General features: G+C 68.3%; 22 protein-coding genes. 3 read left to right on the top strand and 19 right to left on the bottom strand.

The genetic code is table 11. From position 1 onward, the window contains the following. Positions 1-45 precede the first annotated feature (45 nt). On the top strand, positions 46-1,362 hold the full coding sequence (locus ACQPYS_RS18995; RefSeq protein ID WP_433490368.1) for an acyltransferase: 1,317 nt from the start codon (positions 46-48) through the stop codon (positions 1,360-1,362). 76 nt (positions 1,363-1,438) lie between these two features. On the opposite strand, the gene rph is transcribed toward ACQPYS_RS18995, so the two are convergent. The 5 genes from rph to ACQPYS_RS18970 form a co-directional block, all read right to left on the bottom strand. After that, positions 1,439-4,057: a rifamycin-inactivating phosphotransferase gene (rph, locus tag ACQPYS_RS18990; RefSeq protein ID WP_433490367.1), complete on the bottom strand. Its 2,619-nt coding sequence runs from the start codon at positions 4,055-4,057 to the stop codon at positions 1,439-1,441. A 310-nt stretch (positions 4,058-4,367) separates the two neighbouring features. Next, positions 4,368-4,745 (bottom strand): DUF5313 family protein, encoded by a 378-nt coding sequence (locus ACQPYS_RS18985; RefSeq protein WP_063038808.1) that lies wholly within the window; start codon positions 4,743-4,745, stop codon positions 4,368-4,370. A 59-nt stretch (positions 4,746-4,804) separates the two neighbouring features. Further along, positions 4,805-5,275, bottom strand: coding sequence for a MarR family winged helix-turn-helix transcriptional regulator (locus ACQPYS_RS18980; RefSeq protein ID WP_431940289.1), 471 nt, complete (start codon positions 5,273-5,275; stop codon positions 4,805-4,807). Positions 5,276-5,538: 263 nt separating this feature from the next. Next, on the bottom strand, positions 5,539-6,063 hold the full coding sequence (locus tag ACQPYS_RS18975; protein WP_063038803.1) for a winged helix-turn-helix transcriptional regulator: 525 nt from the start codon (positions 6,061-6,063) through the stop codon (positions 5,539-5,541). Between the two features lie 418 nt (positions 6,064-6,481). Next, a complete protein-coding gene (locus ACQPYS_RS18970; RefSeq protein WP_433490366.1) occupies positions 6,482-7,258 on the bottom strand; it encodes an alpha/beta fold hydrolase in 777 nt (258 codons plus the stop codon). 491 nt (positions 7,259-7,749) lie between these two features. On the opposite strand from ACQPYS_RS18970, the gene ACQPYS_RS18965 reads away from it, so the two are divergent. After that, positions 7,750-8,634: an SDR family oxidoreductase gene (locus ACQPYS_RS18965; RefSeq protein ID WP_433490365.1), complete on the top strand. Its 885-nt coding sequence runs from the start codon at positions 7,750-7,752 to the stop codon at positions 8,632-8,634. Positions 8,635-8,774: 140 nt separating this feature from the next. Here the strand turns inward: ACQPYS_RS18965 and ACQPYS_RS18960 are convergent, their stop codons facing one another. The 4 genes from ACQPYS_RS18960 to ACQPYS_RS18945 form a co-directional block, all read right to left on the bottom strand. After that, a complete protein-coding gene (locus ACQPYS_RS18960; protein ID WP_433493166.1) occupies positions 8,775-9,134 on the bottom strand; it encodes a hypothetical protein in 360 nt (119 codons plus the stop codon). Next, positions 9,080-9,394, bottom strand: coding sequence for an Rpn family recombination-promoting nuclease/putative transposase (locus ACQPYS_RS18955; RefSeq protein ID WP_433490364.1), 315 nt, complete (start codon positions 9,392-9,394; stop codon positions 9,080-9,082). The genes ACQPYS_RS18960 and ACQPYS_RS18955 overlap by 55 nt, the downstream gene beginning before the upstream one ends. A 218-nt stretch (positions 9,395-9,612) precedes the next feature. After that, positions 9,613-9,822 carry a DUF397 domain-containing protein gene (locus ACQPYS_RS18950; protein WP_431940283.1) on the bottom strand — a complete coding sequence of 70 codons (210 nt, stop codon included), beginning with the start codon at positions 9,820-9,822 and terminating at the stop codon, positions 9,613-9,615. After that, a complete protein-coding gene (locus ACQPYS_RS18945) occupies positions 9,809-10,696 on the bottom strand; it encodes a helix-turn-helix domain-containing protein (RefSeq protein WP_431940282.1) in 888 nt (295 codons plus the stop codon). The genes ACQPYS_RS18950 and ACQPYS_RS18945 overlap by 14 nt, the downstream gene beginning before the upstream one ends. A gap of 499 nt (positions 10,697-11,195) precedes the next feature. Here ACQPYS_RS18945 and ACQPYS_RS18940 point away from each other — a divergent pair, with 499 nt between their 5' ends. Next, a complete protein-coding gene (locus tag ACQPYS_RS18940) occupies positions 11,196-11,531 on the top strand; it encodes a hypothetical protein (protein ID WP_433490363.1) in 336 nt (111 codons plus the stop codon). Positions 11,532-11,687: 156 nt separating this feature from the next. Here ACQPYS_RS18940 and hisD read toward each other — a convergent pair whose 3' ends face one another. The 10 genes from hisD to ACQPYS_RS18890 all read right to left on the bottom strand — a co-directional run bounded on the left by hisD (position 11,688) and on the right by ACQPYS_RS18890 (position 22,874). Beyond that, the gene (gene hisD / locus ACQPYS_RS18935; RefSeq protein WP_433490362.1) at positions 11,688-13,016 is read right to left on the bottom strand and encodes a histidinol dehydrogenase; all 1,329 of its coding nucleotides are present in this window, start codon (positions 13,014-13,016) and stop codon (positions 11,688-11,690) included. 415 nt (positions 13,017-13,431) lie between these two features. Further along, positions 13,432-14,811, bottom strand: a complete 1,380-nt coding sequence (locus ACQPYS_RS18930) for a tripartite tricarboxylate transporter permease (protein ID WP_063038793.1) — start codon at positions 14,809-14,811, stop codon at positions 13,432-13,434. Next, complete coding sequence (locus ACQPYS_RS18925) at positions 14,808-15,299, bottom strand: hypothetical protein (protein ID WP_433490361.1); 492 nt, start codon at positions 15,297-15,299, stop codon at positions 14,808-14,810. Before ACQPYS_RS18925 ends, ACQPYS_RS18930 begins: the two co-directional genes overlap by 4 nt. 33 nt (positions 15,300-15,332) lie before the next feature. Continuing rightward, complete coding sequence (locus tag ACQPYS_RS18920) at positions 15,333-16,295, bottom strand: hydroxymethylglutaryl-CoA lyase (protein WP_063038789.1); 963 nt, start codon at positions 16,293-16,295, stop codon at positions 15,333-15,335. A gap of 1 nt (position 16,296) precedes the next feature. Next, complete coding sequence (locus tag ACQPYS_RS18915) at positions 16,297-17,571, bottom strand: hydroxymethylglutaryl-CoA reductase, degradative (RefSeq protein WP_433490360.1); 1,275 nt, start codon at positions 17,569-17,571, stop codon at positions 16,297-16,299. Between the two features lie 149 nt (positions 17,572-17,720). Next, positions 17,721-18,713 (bottom strand): PucR family transcriptional regulator, encoded by a 993-nt coding sequence (locus ACQPYS_RS18910; protein ID WP_433490359.1) that lies wholly within the window; start codon positions 18,711-18,713, stop codon positions 17,721-17,723. Next, positions 18,598-19,638 (bottom strand): GAF domain-containing protein, encoded by a 1,041-nt coding sequence (locus ACQPYS_RS18905; protein ID WP_433490358.1) that lies wholly within the window; start codon positions 19,636-19,638, stop codon positions 18,598-18,600. Before ACQPYS_RS18905 ends, ACQPYS_RS18910 begins: the two co-directional genes overlap by 116 nt. Positions 19,639-19,872: 234 nt before the next feature. After that, the gene (locus ACQPYS_RS18900) at positions 19,873-20,412 is read right to left on the bottom strand and encodes a hypothetical protein (RefSeq protein WP_063038785.1); all 540 of its coding nucleotides are present in this window, start codon (positions 20,410-20,412) and stop codon (positions 19,873-19,875) included. Between the two features lie 115 nt (positions 20,413-20,527). Continuing rightward, entirely contained in the window at positions 20,528-21,016 is a 489-nt protein-coding gene (locus tag ACQPYS_RS18895) for a DUF1269 domain-containing protein (protein WP_433490357.1), read from the bottom strand. 325 nt (positions 21,017-21,341) lie between these two features. Further along, positions 21,342-22,874 (bottom strand): amidase, encoded by a 1,533-nt coding sequence (locus ACQPYS_RS18890; protein WP_433490356.1) that lies wholly within the window; start codon positions 22,872-22,874, stop codon positions 21,342-21,344.

Raw genomic sequence — 22,874 nt, 5'->3', positions numbered from 1 at the left:
TGCGGTAAACAGATTCGGTCTCGTAAGCATGGGTAAGGGTTTTCTGTGGTTGACACGCTGGCAAAGACGCACGCGAACGCTCCACAGGCAGCCGAACCCCCGGCGGCGCGTCCGTACAACCACACCGCCGATTTCGTGCGGGTCGCCCTGTTCACCCTGGTCGTCGCCTCACATACGCACGGGACCACCCCCGATGTGGCCGGCGGTACCGGCTTGATGGCGACCGTGGCCCACACCACCCGGTACGGGTTCGTGGCGATCACCGTCTTCGTACTGTTCCTGGGTTATTCGGGCCGGAAGGTCTCGCCGCTCGCGTTCTGGCGCCGGCGATTCGGTCAGGTGGTCCTGCCGTATCTGGCGTGGTCGGTGCTCTACACAGTGTTCCTGGTCTGGTGGGACGATTCCACGCCGATGCCGGGACCGCGGGATCTGGCCCGGGATTCGGCTCACAGTGTCCTCACCGGCGACGGCCGGTACCACCTGTACTTCCTGCTCATCTCGATGCAGATCTATCTGCTGTTCCCCGCGCTGCAATGGCTGATCACCCGGACGGCCGGGCACCATCTGGAATTGCTCGTCGGCGCCTTGGCCGTGCAATGGGCGATGTTCGCATTCTTCGACTGGCCCGGCGCACCCGAGCTGCTGGGCTGGGGCGCCTACCTCCACCTGTGGAAGACCCTCCCGATGTACGCGCTGTTCGCGGTGATCGGCGCGTTGCTCGCGGTACATTTCGACCGCGCGGATGCGTGGATCCGCGCGAACCTGCCCCTGGTGGTCGGGGCGGCCGCGGTGGGCTGCGCGTACGGTATCGCCGGGCATCTGCGCGATGTGGCTGCCGAGGGGATCGATCCGATGCGCACCTCCGCGGCGTGGAATCCCCAGTTCCTGCCGCTTTTCGTGGGCACACTGACCCTGATCTACCTCGTGGGTATGGCCTGGAACGACCATCGTGGCGACGGTACGGGGCCGGTCGCGCGGGTGGTGAGCTACGGCGCGCTCCGCGCGTTCGGGGTCTTCGCGGTGCACCCGATGATGATCGACGTCGTGTACCGGGTGCTGCCGGTGGATCCGCTGCTCGACCCGGTCCCGCCTCTGCGCTCCACGGTGCTCACCGTGATCGTGCTGGCCGCGAGTCTCGCGGTGGTCGAGATCGCCCTGCGTACGCCATTGAGCACTGTTCTCGTCGCCCGGCCGCGCCGGCCGCTGTGGCGGCGCGAACGTCGCGGCGGGCCCGCCGCTTCCGGAGCGGGCACGCCCGGAGCTACCGTCGGCACGCTCGGTGACCCGGACTCCGCCGGGGCCGGGGCGAACGGTCCGGTCGTCGCGAACCCCGCTGCCGGCAAGGCCGCGACGACCGAGTGATCCGTCTCCCCAGGAGCGGCTTCGTCGGGTGCGGGCTACGGCGTGCCGGGTCCGGCCGCCGGGCCGGCCCCGGATCTCACTCGTCCGGCCGGGACAGGATCTCGATGTACCCGTCCGTCCCGTTCACCCGGATCCGCTGCCCGTCCCGGATCAGCCGGGTGGCGTGCTCCACACCCACGACGGCCGGCAGGCCGTACTCGCGGGCGATCACCGCACCGTGGGTCATCAGTCCGCCCACCTCGGTCACCAAACCCGTGAGCGCGACGAACAGGGGAGTCCAGCTCGGATCGGTATAGGCGGTGACCAGGATATCGCCGGGTTCCAGATCGGCCCGCGCCATATCCCGGACGACGCGGGCGCGTCCTTCGACGGTCCCGGCGGAGACCGGCATGCCGGGGAGCGCATCGTCCGGTACATCCGCGCGCCGGTACGCACCGGTGACGGTCTCGCCGTCCGAGGTCAGCACCCGGGGTGGTGTGAGGGCCCCGTACGAGCGGAAGGCGTCCCTGCGCTCGCGGATGAGTTCCGCGCTCGCCTGGTGCGTGCGCACGACCTCACGGAGTTCCTCGAATGTCAGGAAGAAGATATCGTCGGTTTCACGCAGCACCCGGGCCCGCACGAGACGCTCGGCCTCGCGGGACAGAGCTTGTTTGTAGACCTGGTAACGGCTGACCATGCCGTACTTCGGATACTCCCGGTATCCGGAGAAGACGCGGACCCGGGCGATCATGCGCGCGGTCTCCTCGGCTTTCCGGTCCCCGTCCGGTAGCGCGCGCAGCCGCGCCAGTAGTTCCTCCGCTTTCCGCTCGGCCTGGCACCGGCCGTTCTCGAAGCGTCGGGTGCCGGCGCCCGCTTCGAAACTCCTGATGTTGTTGATGATCGTCGGTACGAGCGCGGCGGGGCGCTCGCTCCAGCGCGGCCGCGTGATATCGATTTCGCCGGCACAACGCATTCCGTACCGGTCGAGATAGGCGTCGATGGCCGCGCGTGCCGCATCACCGCCAGGCAGCCGGGCCAACTCGTCCAGGAAACCGGCCCCCTCGGCACCCGTGTCCTCGATATGCCGTAGAAAGGCCACCACTTCCGGGTGCGGCCGGATCACATCGGCGACATCGAGCAGCGCCAGGCCCATTTCCGCGGTGACATTGTGCGGAACCGATTGCGCGAGGGTGTCGGCCGCATTCTTCTCGCCCAGCCATTCCCGCAGCCGATCGTTGAGCCACCAGGTGGCCTCCATCCCCGCCTTGATCACCTGCTGGCTACGCGGGTGGAACAGCACCCGCCGCAGCTCCTCGATATCGGCCAGCACGAAGTCGACCAGTTCCGGCCCGGACTTGGTGCCGATAGCGCGTTTCAGCGTTTCCAGGGAGGCCTCGCTGTCCGCGATCAGCTCGTCGACCACGGCCGGATCGGCTTCGATCAGGTCGGGCCCGGCACCGGACAGCGGACCGCCGGGCGCCGCCTCCGGACCCGGCCGGAGGAAGCTGTCACGTTCGAGGACGGTCCGCAGCGCGTCTGCGGTCAGCGGATCGGATCTGCTGAAACCCTCGACCATGGCCGCGCGGGTCGCCGGTGTCGCCAGTCCCCGGGTGGCATCCACGAACAACCGGCCGCCCGCGTGCCGCATGGGCGCCGGGCTCGTCAGCTGCCATACCGAGATACCCAGCGGCTTCATGGGGTCGGTCATCATCTGCTGATGGCCGACGGAGATGTATACGTGGTTGTCGTCGTCGTCGGCCTCGGGAATCGGGAACAATGCGGTGAGCGGCCGGCTCTGCACGATGCGGAACTCGTCGTCCACCAGGCACCATTCGATGTCCTGTGGGCTGCCGAAATGCGCCTCGATGCGGCGGCCCAGGTGCGCGAGGCGCACGATCTGCGCCTCGGTGAGCACCCGCCGGTTCTGCCGTTCGGGCTCGACCTCCTCGACGCGCGTGCCGCCCTCCGGCGCGGCCCGGACGGCGACCCGTTTCGTGGCCACGGTCTCGGAAACGACTGTGCCGTCGCGCACCGTGTAGACATCCGGGTTCACCAGTCCGGAAACCAGGGCCTCACCGAGGCCGAAGCCGGCATCCACGGAAACGACCTTACGGTTGGACGTGACCGGGTCCGCGGTGACCAGGATGCCGGCCGCCTGCGGGAACACCATCCGCTGCACGACCACCCCCATTCGCACCTTCCGCTGGTCGAAGCCGTTGCGCAGGCGATAGACGACGGCTCGTTCGGTGAACAGCGATCCCCAGCACCGCCCGACGTGCCGCAGTACCGCCTCCGGTCCCACGACATTCAGGAAGGTGTCCTGCTGCCCGGCGAACGACGCGGTCGGCAGATCCTCGGCCGTCGCGCTGGATCGGACGGCACAGGGCTCGTGCGTCCCGAGCCGGGCGAGTGCGCCGGTGATCGCCGCCGCCACATCGCCGGGAACAGCGCATTCCTCGATTTCCGCGCGGATCTCCGCGCTCAGTACCCGGATCGACTCCCGGTCACCCGGTTCGAGCTGCGACAACCGATCGATCCGGTCGTCGATCGCCGGCATTTCGGCCACGACACGCTGGAAGGCGGTCGTCGTCACGCAGAAACCCTCCGGTACCGCGATGCCTTCGATCCGCGACAACTCGCCGAGGTTGGCGCCCTTGCCGCCGACGGTCGCGAGCTGCGTCCGGTCGATTTCTTCGAAGCCCAGCACATAACTCATCCGCCGCTCCTCACCTGGTGGTTTACGCATCAGTGGGCGATTATGGACCACATTTCGGCGTCTCATGAGGGCCGCGGATCGTGTATAACGTAGAAGGGGGATGGGAAAGCAGTCGCCGACGAGCACATCGTCGGAGTCTCGGTGGCCGCGTCGGCCAACTCGACCGCGTCGCGCCGGGTGAGCGGTGGCCTTCGAGTACGAGCAGATCCTGGGCGTGGTCGAAGACCACCGCTGCGCGAAGGGGCCCGGTCGGGACCGCGGGCGCCGACGTGTCGGGTCCGGGCGCCCCCGACGCCGCGCCGGACGGGGATCAGCCGCGGTGATAGCGCATTTCGTAGCTCGCCCGCTCCTCGGCGGCGCGGCGGTTGCGGTTCGGGTCGGCCAGTGCGGGATCGAGACCGTGCTTGACCAGGACATGGCGCCGGTGCACGTACACCAGGGCGACCGCGAAGAAGGCGAGCGGGATGAACACCAGCGTGGCCATCGAGAATCCCATCCACCACGGTCCTGGCACCAGCGCGAACAGGCACAGGAACGGGAGCGGGGGTAGTAGGAAGCGCTGGAGGTACCGTCGGGTGGCGCCCGGGCCGGTCTGGTCCCGCAGGACCCACTGCTGCATCGAGGGCGGCAGGGGCTCGCCGAGGAGGTAGCGGATGCGCTGTGCCGGGGTGGGGGTCTGGCCTGTCACGGGGCCCTCCTGTCGACGGTCCGGACGCCGCGGTACGCCGAAGTGGTTCGCGGGGACGTTCATGATTCGTTCTCCGGGTACGCGAGTGCCGCTCGGCGGGCCGCCGCGTTGACGCGGCCGAGTACTTCGCGTAACTCCTCGAGGTCGGCGAGTTCCACGCCGAGCCGGTCGACGACGGCGGGCGGAATCCGCTCGGCCTCGCGGCGGAGCGCGCGCCCCGCGGCGGTGAGGTCGACGACCAGGGTGCGTTCATCGCGGGGGTCGCGCCGCCGGGTCACCAGACCGGCGCTCTCCAAGCGTTTGAGCAGCGGGGACAGTGTGGGGGAGTCGAGCTGGATCGCCTCGGCGATGGCCTTCACCGACATCGGTGCCTCACCCCAGAGCGCCAGCATGACGAGATACTGCGGGTGGGTCAGGCCGAGTGGTTCCAGCAGCGGCCTGTACACAGCGAGTACCGAGCGGTTCGCCACAGCCAATGCGAAACACACCTGCCGCTCCAGCCGCAGCGGGTCGTCGATTTCCGTGGTCAACGCGCCTCCATTCGCCCGGATACCCCTGCCGACTCGAATGTAGTCCGCTAATAGTTAACGCAACAACTATTAGCGTGTGATGTCGAGCACCGGCCCGCCGAATCGACTTCTTGCCGGCCTCTTCCGTGCCGTGGTCGGCGCGGAGGCTCGGTGGGAGGAGTGCGGCCCGCGGCATCCGGGTCGGTGCGGTGGTGCCGGGCCGGTGCGTACTCCGTGGTGGACCGATGCGGGCGGGGCCGCGGATGTCTTTGCCGCGGCGATGCCTATGTCGTCCTGCGGTCGTCGGCGGGGGTTTCGAGCGCGGTATCGACGGTGGCCGCGGCATACACCGCGGCGAGCCGTTCGAGCGGACCCGGGCCCTCCCGCTCGGCCGGCGCGGCATCGAGGTGCCGGGTGCGCAGATCCTGCATGAGTTCTTCGATGAACGGCATGCCTTCGGTGCGCATGAGTTCCTGGCGGGCACGCAACTCCGGTGTCCCCGTGCGCCAGTCGAGACCCCAGTTGCCGAGGGCGTAGATGATCGGCAGGGTCTGGATGCCGGCCTCGGTGAGGCTGTAGCGGGCGCGTCGACCGCGCGTGACGTCCTCCTTGGTCAAGATGCCGGCGGCGACGAGCTTCTTGAGTCGGTCGCTGAGGATATTCGACGCGATGCCCTCGATCGATCCGTTGAGCAGCTCGCGGAAGTATCGGCGGTCTCCGAAGATCACGTCGCGCAGCACCAGTACCGACCAGTGATCGCCGAGCGCTTCGACTGCGGCATTGATCGCACATCCGGATCTCGGCTCCATAGCTCCTCCTTCACACGGCCGGGCACCCCATTCAGCCTAGTGATTGCATTCTACAATCACTTGAGGAGTGGTGAATGGCGACGTCCGAGTCGATCTGAACCTGGGGCCCGACCCCGCCCTTCGGCATTCCAGTGTTCGCCTTCACTCGCCAGCAGCGGCCGACACGGGAGATAGAGGGCGGCACCACATTCCATTTCGTGCGGACCATCCCGGAGGAAACGCTCGACTCGGCGGCGAAGGCTGCGGGGGATCTCGATGTACGCGTCGGCGGCGGCGTGTCCGTGGTGTGCTGCTCATGGCCCGGCCGATCCCTGCCGGACACATTCATCGAGCGGAGACCCGGGGCGTCCTCGCCCTTCGCGCGGGCTGATGCGGGCCGTGGGTGCGCCGCCGGCGCCGGGGAATCACCCGCGGGCGGTCATCGGGGCGGGGTGCGGAGGAAGTCGCTGATTTCGTGAACGACACGTTCGGGGGCGTCCTCCATCAGGAAATGGCCGGCCCCGGGGACGATGATGAGGTCGGCCCGCGGGATGGCGTTGCCGAGCCGCTTAGCGTAGTGGAGGGGCTGCCATTGGTCTTCCTCGCCCCACAGGATCCGGACGGGCACAGTCAGCTGCGTGAGTTCGTCACTGATCTCCTCGGTGTACTTCGAGTCGTAGTGGCGTACTTGGTGTTCGAAGAAGGAGACGCGGCCGAGCGTGGACTGGTGTGGAGCAAGATATTCCTGGAGTACGTCTTCGCTCATGAGCGTGTGGTCGGTCACGGTCATCGCGAGTTGTCGGGTCAGCAGGGCGTTGAACGTGTCCTGCGGCATGCTCGTGTAGTCGTCCAGGTTCTCCTCGATGATCTTCTGCCAGGTCGAGGAGGGCCACGAATCGTAGCTGACCGTGTCGATGACCATCAGCCGTCGCGCTCGGTGGGGATGGGTGATGGAGAACCGCAGGCCGATGGCGCCGCCGATGTCGTGAGCGATGATGTTGACCTGGTCGATGTCCAGCGCGCTGAGGAAATGTTCCAGCAGGTCCGTCTGGGCGGCGACGGATGTGTCGCGGTTCACCGGCCGCTCGGAGCGGCCGTATCCCAAGAGGTCGTAGGTGACGGCGCGGAAGCCGGCGGCCTCGATGTGCGGTACGACATTGCGCCACTCGTGGGAGTGTGAGGGGGCTGCTGAACCAGCTGTGACCGAGTCGGCCATCCCACAGCCCCGGCCCAGTGGCCGCTCCGGCCGCTGGGCCGGGAGACGACTGGACGGGCCGTTCCACGCGATCGTGGTGGAAGTGGAGAACGTCGCCCGAGATGGCGTGTCGATCGGCGGGTTCCGCGATACCGGCGATGTGTCCCGCGTGGTGCTATGCGCGCCGGCGGCGAACGTCTGGGAGGGGGCCCGGCCGGTTACGCGTCCGCGGTGCGCGGGAGATCATCCCGGGGTCGCTGACCCGCCACCCGGATCAGGGGCCGGCCACCGGCTGTCCGCGGGTGCGGCGGCACCCGCGGAACATCGCACGAAGTGCCCTCGGCCGAGCCCGAGGGCGACGCCGGTGCCATATCTCGCGGCAGAGTGGCCGGGTCACAATTCGGGTCCGGGGCGCGCAGAGTCCGCCGTCGCGATAACAGCACGCTCACAGGCGCCGATATCGGCGGTCGAACCCTTCCGGAGCCGGACCGGCCGGTCTAACCTTCAACGTCATGACCGCCTTCACCGGAAAGGTCGTACTCATCACCGGGAGCGCCCGCGGTATCGGTGCGGAGCTCGCCCGGCGGCTGCGGGTGCGTGGCGCGCGGCTGGTGCTCACCGATATCGACCCGCCCCCGCTGCGGGAGCTCGCCATAGAGCTGGGCGGCGACGAGTACGTCGTGGCGGTTACCGCCGATGTGTGTGATCTCGCCGCGATGGAGGATGCGGTCGCGCGGGGAACCGAACGGTTCGGCGGAATCGATATCGTCGTGGCCAATGCCGGTATCGGCAGTTACGGATCGGTTCTGGCGGTGGACCCCGCCGCCTTCCGGCGGGTGATCGACGTGAACCTCGTCGGATGTTTCCATACCGTGCGTGCCGCCCTGCCCGCGGTCATCGAACGTCGCGGCTACGTGCTGTTCGTCTCCTCCGTCGCCGCCTATGTGGCGATGCCGGGGCTGGCGGGTTACTCCGCGACGAAAGCCGGGGTCGAGCAGTTCGCCAACGCGGTGCGCGCGGAGGTCGGCTACCGGGGCGTCGCGGTCGGGTCGGCGCATATGTTGTGGATCGACACCGCGCTGGTGCGAGAAACGTTCATCGACCTGCCGGCCGCCGCGCGGGCGCTCGCCTCGTTGCCGGCCCTGTTCCAGAAAACTGTCACGGTGCGGGAGTGCGCTGCCGCCTTCGAACGGGGCATCGAGCGGCGTGCCGAGCGGATCGATGTGCCCGGGTGGGCGGGCGCGCTGCGCTGGCTGAAACCGGTGCTGCAGACCCCCCTGGTCGAGCGATTCGTCGGCACCGCCACCCGCACCTGGCTGCCCGAGATGGATGCGGAGGTAAGCGAGCTCGGTCGTTCGCTGAGCGCGCGCACCCAGGCGCTCAGCGCGGACAATTAGGGCAGACGGCGACTCCGGTCTGTCGTGCCGAGCGTGCGGTGCCGTGTCTCACCAGGGCAGCCGGTACACGGTGCTGTCGTGGCCGAGCCGTATGCCCGGCCGACGACGGAACGCGCATACGGTCGAGGAGGCCGTGGCCCTCAGGCGAAAACCTGATCGAGCGTGGTGGCGGTGATCAGGCGATGGAGCCAGGTGTCGACGCGGTCCGGGGCGGCAGCGCGGATCGTGCGAATCGTTGTCTCCGGTGCCGATCCGAACTTTACGGTCAGCAACTCGATCAACGTTGCGGCGCGGCCCTCGGCGCGGCCCTCGGCGCGGAGCCGTTCGGCTGTGGTCACTATTGCCTCCTTGGCTCGGGGACCGAGTTGCTCGATCAACGGGTCCAGACCTTCTTCGGTGGTTTCGCCCACTATGAGTATGTAGGTCATGACAGCCTGGAGGTCGCTTATCGGGTTCGGTCCTGCCGACAGGGCTCGCAGGTCGTCGACCAGCTCCAGCATATCGGAGCCGAGGTCTGTGTTACGGGGAAGATAGATGTACGCCGCGTGGCCGTCGAGGTGGGTGCGATAGAGCAGATCGCTGTATCGGGAGCGTAGTTCGGTGGAGACGAGCTACCCGGTTGCAGTTGTAGTCGGCTCCAGTTGATCCGCCGGGCGAGGGCATCCGGAAGCGCGGTACGAAGTTCCGAGGCGGCGTCGGCGGGGCGGGCCAGGACGTGCCGGAAATACGCGTCGTGCGGGTTCGACGGTTGGGCGGACATGGCTGCGAAACTACTCACAGTCTCTGACTTGCCCACTGGCCCAGTATGTTCCGCGTACTCAGGAGGCGGTCCCGTAGGCATCGGCCGGTCGAGCAAGCCGAGGGATACGGGTGGGCCGGCCGGAAGCGGAAACGACTCGGTCGCCGTCACGGCCCCGTCTCGAGGCAGTCGCGGCGACCGAGTGACCGGCCTCGGGCCGGTGGTTCATTGGTCGAGGGCTACGACCGGTCGAACTCTCCGGACTTGGTGCCCGCCAGGAAGGCGTCCCATTCACCAGGTGTGAAGATCAGAGCGGGGCCGGTCGGATTCTTGGAGTCGCGCACGCCGACGAGACCTCCGCTCAGATGCGCGGCTTCGACGCACTCCTTGGTGCCGGAACTCCGGCTGCTCTTGAACCACCGGGCCTCGGGTAGGTCAGCGCTGTTCATGGTGCTCCTTCGCTATCTTGTGCACCAGGTCTCGGGTTCGGTCTTCATCGAGCGCGACGCGCCTGATGTCGGCGGCAGCCATCTGATATCGGTCGATTTCCTCCGGCCGCTCGAGGTATTGGTCGCTGGTGTAGCCCTGAACGTACACAACCGGCGGCTCTGAGAGCCACGGTGTTCGATGCGGTGGGAACTCCAGCAGGACGAACAATCCTGCGTCGAGGCCCACGTGAGTAGCAATGAACGGGATGGCCCTGACCGACACATTCGGAAGCTCGCTCAACTCGGCGAGATACTCCAGTTGCTCGGCCATTACAGCGGGTCCCCCGATCCGGTGCCGCAAGGCAGCCTCGCTCACCAGGACCTCTACTGTCAGGCCGGGATCATCGTGCACCCGTGACTGGCGACGGGTTGCGATCTCGATATGTTGTTCTACCTCTACGGTGCGCATTCCCGGATTCGATACCCAGATCATTGCCCGCCGGTATGGCTGGGTCTGGACCAGCCCTGGAAGCAGGGTCGGGGCGTAGGTCAGGAATCGACTGGCCGCAACCTCCAGACCCAGGTAGAGGTCGAAATCTTTCGGTACCGCTTCGCGGTAGGCGTGCCACCACGACTTGTACGACAGTCCACTCAGAAGGTCCAGAAGAACATCCCTGACCTCGTCAGGCGCCTTGTAGATTCGACACAGCTCTCGCACCTGCAAGGCCGAGATTCGCGTGGACTGTCCGGTCTCCAAGCGCCACAGGGTCTGATGACCCACCCCGATGGCCTGCCTGGCCGTTTGGACGCTGACCCCCGAAGTCTCGCGCAGGTGTCGTAGCTGCCTCCCCAGCGTCCGTCGCGCGAAAGTGCTGTCGGTCTCCCTATCTGCCATCCCACTCCCCTTTGCGCGGGCCTCCGCATCCCGCATTGGAAGGCAGTGTGCCTCGAATTGGAATGCCGGGAGGGCGAAAACTGGAATGTTGCAGATTTTCTCAGAAATTGAGATATCGGAAGCTTCCAAACCCGCTGGAGCTCTTGTCTACTGAGGACGCACCCGGCGCAGGCCACCCCTCAGAAGTGCTGGGGGACACCAGATCAACGCCAGGAGCGCCGCGAACTGGTGGTCCATCATTCACAGTTTGGTCGCTGATGCCCTGTTGGACCCTGCGCCGGGTGCCCTCCAAGACTAGCCAGGAGCAGTGGATCACTCATGTATGCCAAAGGATTACGGCGCGGTCGGCCGAGCCAAGCGTGTCCGGACCGGCTACCTGCTCGAACCCCCGGGGTCACGCGGATTCCGGACGGGCCCGCGGCGGTGCTGCCGCCGATCGAGAAGTTGGAGTTCATCGCGTCCGCGATGCGGCGATGGTGCGCGGACGCGGGAGGCCCGCGTGGTCAGTGCTGAGAGTCCGGCTGCGATCGGTCTGGTCAGGCGTGATGTTCCCACTCCCACCGTGGACCTGCACGAGTTGGCGCGGCGGCACGGATATCGGCTCGTGTACACCGTGTACACGGACGCGCGTCCGCTGGTGACCGTGCTGGCGCTGGTTCGGCATGCGAGCGAGTTCGGTGCGCGGGCAGTGGTCGTACCAGGTTTCGAACACGCCGAATCGGTGCGGCAGCTGGTCGCCGAGCACGCGGCATTGATCACCCCGATCCGGCTCTACCCGCGCGGTCACCGCTGGGGCAGTGCCGAGGGCCCGCGGGGGCGGCCGGTGGATGGCTGACCTGACGCTGATGCAGCTGGTGCTGGGTCTGCTGGGGCTCACGGTCGCGCTCTGGTGGCCCTGAGCTCGAGAATCGGAGTGCCCCCACCTCGCGTGATTCGGGGTGGGGGCACGCCGGTTACGGCCGCGCGGGCCGACGGCCCGCCGGGGCGTATTTCAGGCCTCGCCGGCCCGGTAGGCATCGAGGCGGAGGGTCGCGGTCGCCTCGTGAGCGGCCATACCTTCGTACTGCGAGATGGTTTCGACGGCACCGGCCACCTCGGGGGTGGCCGACCGCTCCACGCGCTGGTAGGTCAGCGGCTTGAGGAAGCGGGAGACCGAAAGGCCCGCACTGTGCTTGGCGCCACCGGCGGTCGGCAGCACATGATTGGTGCCCGCCATACCCTTGTCGGAGTACGCCACCGTGCTCCAGCGGCCCAGGAAGATCGAGCCGTAGTTGTGCAGGGTGTTGTGGTAGTACTCGTCGTCGGCGGTCTGGATCTCCAGGTGTTCGGGCGCGAGATCGTCCATCAGGGCCGCGGCGGTCGCGGGGTCCTTGGCCCAGGTCACCGACCCGTAGTCGCGCCAGGCCGGTCCGGCGATCTCGCGGGTCTTCAGGGTTTCCAGTTGCCGGTCGGCCTCGGCGATCACCGCTTCGCCGAGTTGCCGCGAGGTGGTGACCAGGGCGGCGGGCGATTCGGTGCCGTGTTCGGCCTGGCCGAGGAGATCGGCGGCGACGGTGGCCGGATCGGCCGTCTCGTCGGCGATCACCGCGACCTCCGACGGGCCGGCCGGCAGGTCGATGGCGACCTTGCCGAAAAGCTGCCGTTTGGCCTCGGCCACATAGGCGTTGCCGGCGCCGACGAGCATATCGACCGACGGTTCACCGAGCAGGCCGAACGCCATGGCGGCCAGCGCCTGGACACCGCCCAGCACATAGACGCGGTCGGTGCCGGAGAGATGGCAGGAGTAGAGCACGGCGGGGTCGGCGGTGCCGTCGCGGCGCGGGGGAGTGCAGGCGAGGACGGTCGGGACCCCGGCCACCTTGGCCACGCCGACGGTCATGAACGCCCCGGCGAGCAGCGGGAAACGGCCGGCCGGCACGTAGGCGCCCACCCGGGAGATCGGTACGTAGCGCACGCCGGTGGTCAGGCCGGTTGCCGGCCGGGTTTCGAAATCCACCAGATGCGAACGGGTTTCGCGGGCGAACGCGCTGGTCCGTTCGTGGCCCAGTTCCAGTGCCGCCCGCAGCTCGGGCGACAGCGAATCGCCGGACCGCGCCAGTTCGGCCGCGCCGAGTTCGACCTGGGTGGCGGTGAAGCCGTCGAGATCGCGGGCATAGGACAGCACCGCGTCGAGGCCGCCCTGCTCGATCGTGGAGAGCATCTCCGAGACGGTGGCGATGACCCTCGGGTCGCGCTGGGCGGCCGGGCGGTCCAGCGCGGGGCGCTTGAGGATCTGGAAGGAGCCTTCGAGTTCGGCGAGGCGGGCGGGGGTGAACTTCATGATTCGACGGTATGGCCTCCCGTATCAATGGACAACCCATTGCAATCCTTGGATAACCAAAGGGAAACCCTATGAAGTTCTGCCGTGTCCGCAGGGGCGCTATCGGCGGGCCGGGGCGATATCGACGACCACAGCGAGGGCTGTGACCAGGGTGAGCGGCACCGTGGGGATCACGGTGGCGTGGGTGGATGCCCGGCCGCGAGTCCGCCGCCGACGCGAGCCCGTCTGACGAGGCGAGTCCGTCGGCCTCGATGACGCCCCGCCGGAACATGCTCGACCAGGACACCGGAATCGGCGAGTCGCTTGCCTACCGGTGTGGACTGTGGAGACGCTGTATGGCAATGGTTCCGCCGCCGCACCGTGGTCGGTAGCGGCGGCGGAACCCTCGGATTTCCCGGAGACGGTCGGTGCTCGCTCAGAGAGCGAGCACCGCGGGGATCGTCAATACCGCGACGTAGTAACCCATGAACAACACTCCGGCGTGGATCTTGAAGAACCGGCACAGCAGGCCGCCCACGAGGCCGACCGTGAGGGTCACGGCGAGTCCCAGGATCCCGCCCTCCCACACGCTGATCACCACGACCAGTCCGGCGAAGGCGGCGATGATGGCTTCATGGCTCACGAACCGCACGACGACGGTCGCGGCCCGGTGGGCGAAGTTCATCGCGAAGGGGTAGGCGATGAGCCCGGCCACCGCGACGGCAGCGAGTCCGTAGAACAGGAATTCGGTGCTGGTGAGTGCGGTGGACAGGTTGTCGATATTGCCGTTGCCGTCGTCGGTGGTGAAAACCGGTGGCGCGTTGAACAGGGGGGCGGCGGGCCCGGCGGCGACCGGACTCAGTGGCAGTCCGAAGGCGATGAGGGGGATCAGGGCTTCGGCGATATAGGTGGATTCGGTCGTGCCGTTGCGGGCGGCGATCACCGAGGTGAGCCGACGGTAGCCGTGCTTGATACGGCTCCCGACCACTTCACCCATCAGGACCGTCATGGCGACCGGACTGAAAACGAAGGTGGCGCTCGACACGGTGGCGGTGGCCGCGACATAGCCGGTCTGGCCACGGTCGAGGATCCGGAAGGGGTTGGGAAAGTAGCCCTTCCAGGTCTTGACGTCGGGTGCCAGCCATACCGTCGCCGGCTCCTTGCGTGCCATCTCGGCACGTCCCTGTGGTCCCAACGACAAGAAGAGATCGGCGATCAGTGGCCCGACGGCGATGCCGAGGAAGTAACTGATGTTGAGCGCGACATCGTAGGAGGCCGTGAGCTGTTTGAGGCCGAGGATGAGGACCACGAAGGGTACGAGCGCGAGCACGCCCGCCCATTTCCCGGGCGAAGCGTAGGCGATGCCGAGGGCGGCCAGCAGGAACAACCACGGCGCGGCGGACTGGACCGTGTCGGCGACCGGGGCCAGCAGCACGGCGAACAGTACGGCGGCGGGGACGGCTATCACAGCGGCGATGAGGGCCGCGGAGATCGCTTTGCGGAGCGCGATATGGGGCACGCCGAGTGCGCGTAACATCCGCGCTTCGCGCATGAGCGGAACCGCCATCGTGTCCCCGGGTATACCGAGGAGTGTGGTCGGCGCCGCATGCGTCATATGTTTGGCCACGGCTCCGGCGAGGAAGAAGGTGAACACGCCTGCCGGGGGAGCGCCGAGCAGAATCACCAGCAGGGTCAGCGGGGCGATGGTCGCGGTTTCGTCGGTACCCGAGACCATCCCGATCAACGAGAAGACGATTGCGCCGACCACGGCGAGCATGATGGCCAGCGCGATATCGCTGGTGAGGATCGAACTCATGACACTGTCCCGGTGGTGGAGTGTTCGGCTTCGGTGAACCGCCGGCTCAACCCGAGTTCGTCGAGTTCGCGCCGGGTGTGTGCGGGCAGATCGTCGAGCGAGCCCAGCCCGTGTCGTTCCTCGCGCAGTGCGGCGATGACCTCGCCGACGGCCGCGTCTTCGGACACCTCGGTGACCACGATCCGTTTCGGACGGAAAAGCCACCCGCAGATCAGACCGGCGATCACACATCCGGCGATCCCCACGAGGAGAGCGTAGGCGTCGGCGAGCGAGTCGTTGGCCACGAACGAAGAGAAAGCCCGGTCCGACAGCAGAAGTGCGGACAGGCTCACGCCGATGCCGATGACCACGGATAGGGCCAGGTGGCGACCGACGACGGTATCACCCCATACCTCCAGGTACTGCGGTTGTTCGTTGCCGGCGGCCGGCTCTGCGGTGGGCGGGCCGACCGGTGTCGGTGCCGTGGTCGGCGGGGGTTGGGTGGGCATGGGTACTCCGTCGGCGTCGAGGGGTCGGGCAGGTCAGGATGTCGAGGCGGTGCGGGCGCGGACCACTCGGGAAGGGCTGGGTCGACCGATGACGGTCGACATCCACCAGGAAGTCGCGATGAGCGCGTCCAGATCGATACCGGTGGTGATACCGAGGCCGTGCAGCATCCACACCAGGTCCTCGGTGGCGAGATTTCCGGTGGCTCCGGCGGCATACGGACAGCGACCCAGGCCGCCGGCGGCGCTGTCGAACTCGGTGATCCCGGCGCTCAGGGCGGCATAGACGTTCGCGAGCGCCTGGCCGTAGGTGTCGTGGAAATGCATCGCCGTGATCTCCGGGCGGATACCGCGGTCGAACAGGGCTTCCAGCAGGTCGAGGACGTGTCCGGGCGTGGCCACCCCGATGGTGTCGCCCAGCGAGATCGAGGCCACCCCCAGGTCGAGGAGACGTTCGGCGATATCGGCTACGGCCGAGGTGCCGACAGCGCCCTCCCAGGGGTCCCCGAAACACATCGAGATGTATCCGCGCGTGGCAAGCCCCTGTGCTCCGGCACCGTGCACTACGGGGCGTGCGGATTCGATCGCGCCGGCGACGGTGGTGTGCAGATTCTTGTCCGCGAAGGTCTCGGTCGCGCTCACGAATACGGCGAGTTCCGTGGCGCCGGCGGCCAACGCCCTGTCGAGCCCGCGGCGGTTCGGTGCCAGCACCACCCGGCGGATATCGCTGGGCAGGTCCAGCACGGCCAGCAGTCGCTCGGCATCGGACAGCTGTGGGATCCATCGCGGTGAGACGAAGCTCGTGAGCTCGAGCGCCGACACCCCCGCGGCGACGAGCCGCCGACAGAATTCGGCTTTGACCGGTGTCGGCACCACAGTGGCTTCTGCCTGGAGACCGTCGCGGGGGCCGACCTCGTACACCCGGACCGCGGCCGGCAGATCCGGCCTGCGGTGGACCTGCGGTGCGGGCCGGCGGACGGCCTCGGTGTCCGGCGCCACCTCAGCTCCCGTTCCGCAGGTCGGTGAGCACCTTCTCGGCGTGCTCGACGCGAATGTTGCGGTCCTGGATGAGTTGCGCGACGACAGCGTCGAGTTCCCCGGTGCTCGCTCCGGCGGTGACCGCGACGGTACGGGCGTGCAGGCTCATATGGCCACGCTGGATACCTTCGGCCGCGAGGGCGCGGCAGGCGGCGAGATTCTGGGCCAGTCCCACCGCGACCACGACCTCCGCGAGTTCGGTGGCCGACGCCACGCCGAGTATCTTGATCGCTGCCCGTGCGACGGGATGGGCCTTGGTGGCTCCGCCCACGAGACCCACCGCCATCGGCACCTCCAGCGTGCCGGACAGGTGTCCGTCGGCGGTCCTCTCGAAGTGCGAAAGAGCTGCGTACCGCCCCTCGGGACCGACGGCGTGGGAGTGACAGCCCGCTTCGACGGCGCGGGTGTCGTTACCGGAGGCCAGGACCGCGGCGGTGATGCCGTTCATGATGCCCTTGTTGTGCGTGGCGGCACGGTAGGGGTCTGCTTCGGCGAGTGCGGAGGCGTGCACGATATCGTCGACGACCTGCTCACCGCCCAGCAGGTCACGGTCGAAAACGGCGCGGGCCCGCACGATTCGCCGATCGGCCATATTGGTGAGGATGCGGAGCAGGGGCCGCCCGCCGGCGACGGCCGCGAGCCGGGGCGCGATGGCCTCGGCCATGGTGTTGACCGCGTTGGCCCCCATCGCATCGCGCACATCGACCACCAGATGCGCGACGACATGCGTGCCGGTTCGCGTCGGCACCAGGCGCACCTGTAGGTCTGTCGCGCCGCCGCCGAACCGGACCAGGGTCGGGTCCTGCTCGTTGGCGAGGTCCACGATGGTCGAGCGTTGCTCCAGAATTCGCAGGCGCGCGGCCTCGGGATCGGGGAGGTCCAGCAGCTGGATCTGCGCCTGCATCACCGGACCGGTGCCGGAGGTGAAGAATCCGCCTCGCTCGCGGGCCATGCGTGCGGCATTGCTCGCCGCGGCGACGACCGACGGCTCCTCGGTGGCCATGGGGACCAGATAATCTCGGCCGTTCACCCGGAAGTTGGTGGCGATGCCGACCGGAATACCCAGCACTCCGATCACATTCTCGATCATGTGATCGGCATGCTCGGTGTCCAGGCCGTGCGCGGGTTCGAGAACGTCCAGCTCCGCGACAGCTACTCCGGTCCGCTCGGAAACCACCGAGCGACGGTGCTCGACGGACGAGTCCTTGAATCCCGGAATCCTGCTGTTCACGGTCACTGGGCCGCCCTCCACATCGCGGGGGCGCGGTATCCGTGACCCCGATGAACATTTGCCGGGTCCGACGGTACGACCGCGCTGTAACCCGCGACATGTGTCATGACCACATGAAACCGTGATTTCAGTGTGCTGAGGGCATATTTTGCTGTTCATGCTCGGGATACCGGACGCAACTCGTCCAGCCGAGTGGCGAGCGAGATACGGAACAGGTGTTCGTCCTGGCGCCAATCCGCTCCGAGCAGGGCTTTGAGACGTTCGAGGCGTTGCAGGATCGTATTGGGGTGGTAGTTCAGCGCTCGCGCGGTCTTCGTCGGGCTTGCCTCGTGCCGCACGAAGGTACGCAGTGTGGTGAGCAGATCGGTGCCGTGCCGGGCGTCGTAGTCGACGACCGGCCCGATGGTGAGATCGAGGAAGGACTGCAGGGCTTGCGGGTTGGCGCCGAACAGGACGGTGTACGGGGCGTAGGCGTCGGTGGCGACCGCGCGGTCGTCGATGCCCAGCCCGGCCAGCAGTCGCACTGTCTGTTGCGCTGTGCGGAACAGGTCCGGGAGTTCGTCGGGCGTGGCGGCCCGCGGCGAGGCCACGACCAGCACCGGAGCCCCGAGTGCGCCGATGAGATGCCTGCGCAGATCGTTCGCCAAGGCTATCGGATCGGCAGCCGATGCGATGACGGTGATGGTGGCCGCGTGCTCACCCACCAACCCGCCGCGGCCGAGAAAACCCGCGACGGCGCGTTCGGCCCCGGTCCGCCGGGCCGGCGGCACATCGACGATGAGCAGCGTACGCAGTTCGGACAACGTCAGGCGGTGGTTGCGCGCCCGCTGGTCCATGCCGCGACGCCGCTCTGGCGAGGAATGCAGCAGGTCGGCGATGAGTTCGCCGCGCTCACGGCGGTATGCGTCGGTGACCGCCCGCTGTTGCAGGGCCAGTAGAGCGGCGACCTGAGCCGCCCGTTCGATCGTGCGTCGCTCCACCGGACCCAGTTCCACGCTGCCCGGGCTGAGCAGCAGGGCTCCGAAGTGGAGTTCACCGGCGGTGACGGCGGCGACCGCCTCGACCGATCTGTTGTTCGCGACGGTCCGGCAGTGCCCGCTCGCACGACTCAGCGAGATCGCGGCACGCACATCCGGGGCCAGACTCACCGCCGTATGCTTCCTGGTCCGCGGCCGCGGAGGCGGCGAGCGAGAAGGAATCGGCGTCGATGATCGTCACCCGCCGGTCCAGCGCCGCCGCCAAGGTGCGCGCGACCTGTGTGAAGCCACCGCCGGAGAGGACGGCGTGGACGAGTTCCTGGTGGACCGCGCTCGACCGATCGCGTGCTTCCAGGTGCGCGGTCAATTTATCCAGGGCGCCGCGAGTGCGGTCCTGCGACTCCCGGAGTTGCGTGAGGATGTTCGCGGTCTGCAACACCACCGAGGCGTGGTCGGCCAGCGCCGAGAGCAGCGCGATCTCGTCGGGGGTGAACTGGTGTTCCTGCCGGGTCGCGGCGAAGAGCACGCCGAGCACGGTCCCGTCGGAGAGCATGGGCACGCCGAGGATGGAGATGATCCCCTCGGCGAAGACGGCATCGTCGATGGTGTGCTCGTGGGTGCCATCCGCGTACTCGCTGTATCGCGGCACCCACTGCGCTGCCCGGGTCTCGGCGATCCGGCTCGCCAGTCCCGTTCCGGCGGGGACATGCAGGTCCTGGAATTGCGGGGTCACCGCCCCCATCGTCTTGCGGACGTGCAGGTCGCGCGTGGTGGTGTCGAATTCCGACAGATAGGTCACGTCGGTGCCCATCATCTCGTGGGCGCGCGCCACCAACCTGGCCAGCAGCGCGTCGATATCACGCTCCTCGGCCAGATCACGGGCGCTGGAGAACAGCGCGGTGAGCTCCTGTTCACGGCGGCGCAGGCGGGTGACCTCGGCCCGGTCGCGACGTGCGTGGTCGACGATATCGCCGACCGTCCCGGTATCGAGTCCCAGTTCGGTCAGCGAGGTCGCCAGTGTGGTGACATCCGGTTCGCCGCGGGTGACGGCGCGAAGAACCTCGTGCAGGATACGGGCGAGGTCACTGCTGTTCATGGTTACAGACTGCCTGTGTCCATCGGCCCGGCTCGATGCGCTCCCCGTGACCGCCGCCGAGTACGACACCAGGGAGCCGAGGTGTTCCACGCGCTGATCCCGGAACGCCGCCGGCGAGCAGGAGGAGCAGGCCCACGTCCCGATCCGTGGCGACGCGACCGGGTGCGCCGCGATCGCCTCCGGCGCCGAGGTAAGCCCATGGGCCGCGGTGTCGGCGGGTCGCGTGGGGCGGCGTCAATGGGTCAGCGCGATCTTGACGATCACGACGAGGGCGGCGGCGAGGGTGAGCAGCAGCGCGGTGATCGCGGTGGCACGGGTGGGACGCCGGCCGCGGAGTCTGCCGATGACGAAGACAATCCCGCCGATACGCACGAGGATGATCACTTCGGCGAGAACCTGTGCGGTCCGGGGTTGCAGCCAGCCCAGCCGGCCGGCGGCGAGGACGGCACAGGGCAGGACCGCGGAGGTGAGGATCGGTACCGAATTGCGGAGGGCGCGGACCCGGTCGGCGACGGTGGTGGTGTGTTGTTCGCGGACGGTGCGGGCGACCGTTTCGGCGAAACTGTGCGCCAGGAAGGTGGAGACGGCGGTGCCGGCCACGATGAGGATGCCGAGGTGTTTCTCGGCGGTGGCCACGGGGACGAGGGCGGTGAGCACGAGAATGTTGCCGTAGATGTAGGCGCTGATCCGGCTGGCGGCGTTATCGCGGTCCAGTGGGATCCGGCGGGAGAACAGCGGCCCGTGCAGCACAGTGGTCAGGTCGGAATCCCTCATCGGAGCGTCCCGGCCGAGGACACCGGCGCCGCGGTCCGCCGATCGCCCACGATCCCGTGCCCGGTAATCGGTGGATGAGTGTTCACAGGCACTCCTGCGGGGCGGGAGCCGGAGATCAGTCGGCGAAGACCTCGCGCAGCTTGGCTTCCTGCTCATGGGACAGGTTGGTGGAGACCAACTCCGCCGACTGGCCGTGGAACGCCTCGTGCACGCGGTCCACCGTGGCATTGGAGGTCAACGCGAACAGCGCCGAGGTACCGGGGGTCAGCTTGTCGCGCACCTCTTTGATGAAGTCGTCGTCGATACCGATATCGGCCAGCGACCCCGACATCGCGCCCAGACCCGCACCCATCGCGGCACCGATGAGCGGGATGAAGAACAACAGCCCGAACAGCAGGCCCCAGAACGCGCCGCCCAGCGCACCGAGCCCGGCCAGGCTGTGCAACTGACGGGTCTTGGGCTTCTTCGCGTCCGCCGGCCAGCTCACCACCGCGGCGTCCTGCACGGTGATCAACTCCCGGCGTTGCAGATCGCCCAATGTCGATACGGCGGTATCGGCGCCGGTGGCGGTGGGGAACTTCCAGACGGTCAACGTACCGGCCATCTCCGGCTCCTTCGTCGAGGGTGCGCACGCTTCCGGACCGACCCTAGGGCCGGTCGCACGCCGGTTCCTCACCCGCTGCGGGTGAGAGATCAGGGCGCCGGTACCGGGAAACTCGTCCACCGCGGCCGCCATCCGCCCCGATCGCCACCGAGGTAGGCAGCGCCGCGGTCGCCCCCCACATGTCACCCGGCTCGTGGCGGAGGGTTGCCCCGCCCCGCGCCTCCGCGCCCGTCGGAAACCGCGGCGGTCGCGGGCGGCCGACGGCCGGGCACCCCCGTCCGACACGTACCGCTCGCCTCTCGGGACCTCCGTGAACGGTACGGCCTCAAGTTCCGATTCCGGGCGGTCGTACCGCGTTCGGCGCGACCGCCTCCAGGGCCGCGGCGACCGCCAGCGCGCGGGTGTCCCGGCCGGGTGCCGCGGTGACCGTCAGACCGACCGGGAAACCCGCGATCTCGCCGATGGGCACCTGCACCGAGGGCGCGCCGGTGTTCGAGGCGATTCCGGCCGCGGCGGTCCCGGCCCAGCCGGGGTGTGCGATATCGGGGGCCGTGGGATAGATGAGTACATCGACGCCGCGGCGGGTGAGCAGTTCGGTGAGTGCTCGGCGCCCGGCGCGCTGTTTCGCCAGGGCCGCGTCGTGGGCCGGGTTCGGTATCGGCGGCGCCGCCAGCCACGCCGCGACCGTGTCCCGGTCGAGGGCCGTCGTGGTGAGCAGGTCGGCGAAGGTGGGGCGGGATCCCGGCCGGACGTCGGCGGCCGGCTCGTATCGGGCCGGGGTCCGTTCGAGGAACCGGTCGATCGAATGCCGTGCGTCCGTCCACCCGCTATCGGTGAGCACATCACGGGCGAAAGCGGCGTCCAGCTCCGGCAACTCGGCGCGGCGCAGCCGGAATTCGTGTGTGAGTGTGTCGATCGTCTGGTCGGCGAGCATCCGTAATCGGGCGGATCGGTCGTCGCGGCCGCGCGGCGCGGAGCGACCGGAGGGTGTCTCGAAAGGCCAGGTCAGGTAGGCGGCGGTGAGTTCCGTGAGATCGGTTTCCGCCGCTCCGGCGAGCCAGGAATGCCGGCCGCCCGTCATCGCGTCGGCGAATTCCGTGATATCGCGCACGGTCCGGCCGATCGGTCCGACGACATCCTGGGACGGGGACAGCGGGATGACGCCGCTGCGGCCGACCGCGCCACCGGACGGCCGGAAACCGACGAGTCCGGCGTGCACCGCCGGTCCCACCACCGAGCCGCAGGAATCGGTGCCGAGGGAGATCGGCGCGAAACCCGCGGCCACCGCCACCGCGCTCCCGCCGCTCGACCCGCCCGCGCTGCGAGCGGGGTCGAAGATATTGGCGGTGACACCGCGGACGGAGCTTTCGGTGAATGTCCCGTGCCAGGCGAATTCCGACATGTTCGCGGAGGCGAGGACGACGGCCCCGGCGGCGCGGAGTTCGCGGACCACGGCGGCATCGATGCGGGGGCGGTAGGCGGCGAGCCCGTGATTGCCCGCCGTCGCCGGCAGGCCGACCGCGGCGATATTGGTTTTCACCACGAACGGGATGCCGTGCAGCGGGCCGCGAACCCGGCCCGCGGCACGTTCGCGGTCCCGGGCGCGCGCATGCTCGACCGCCGCCCGGTCGATATCGACGATGGAGTTCGGCGGCGGGGATCCGGCGCCGTCGCAGCGGTCGATCCGATCCAGATACGTTCGGGTGATCTCCGCGCTGGTCACGGTTCCGTCCGTCAGGAGCCGGCGGAGGTCGGCGACGCTGTGGGTCTGCCAGGGCGAGAGGGTCACGAATTCGAACCTAGAAACCAGCTCGGCCCCGGACAACCGGGGTAGTTGCTGCTCTTGGCATAGGATCAT

This window comes from Nocardia grenadensis (assembly GCF_050942415.1).
Lineage (GTDB): Bacteria > Actinomycetota > Actinomycetes > Mycobacteriales > Mycobacteriaceae > Nocardia > Nocardia grenadensis.
The sequence above is the reverse complement of the archived record's forward strand: the minus strand, read 5'-3'. Positions and strand labels throughout refer to the sequence as shown.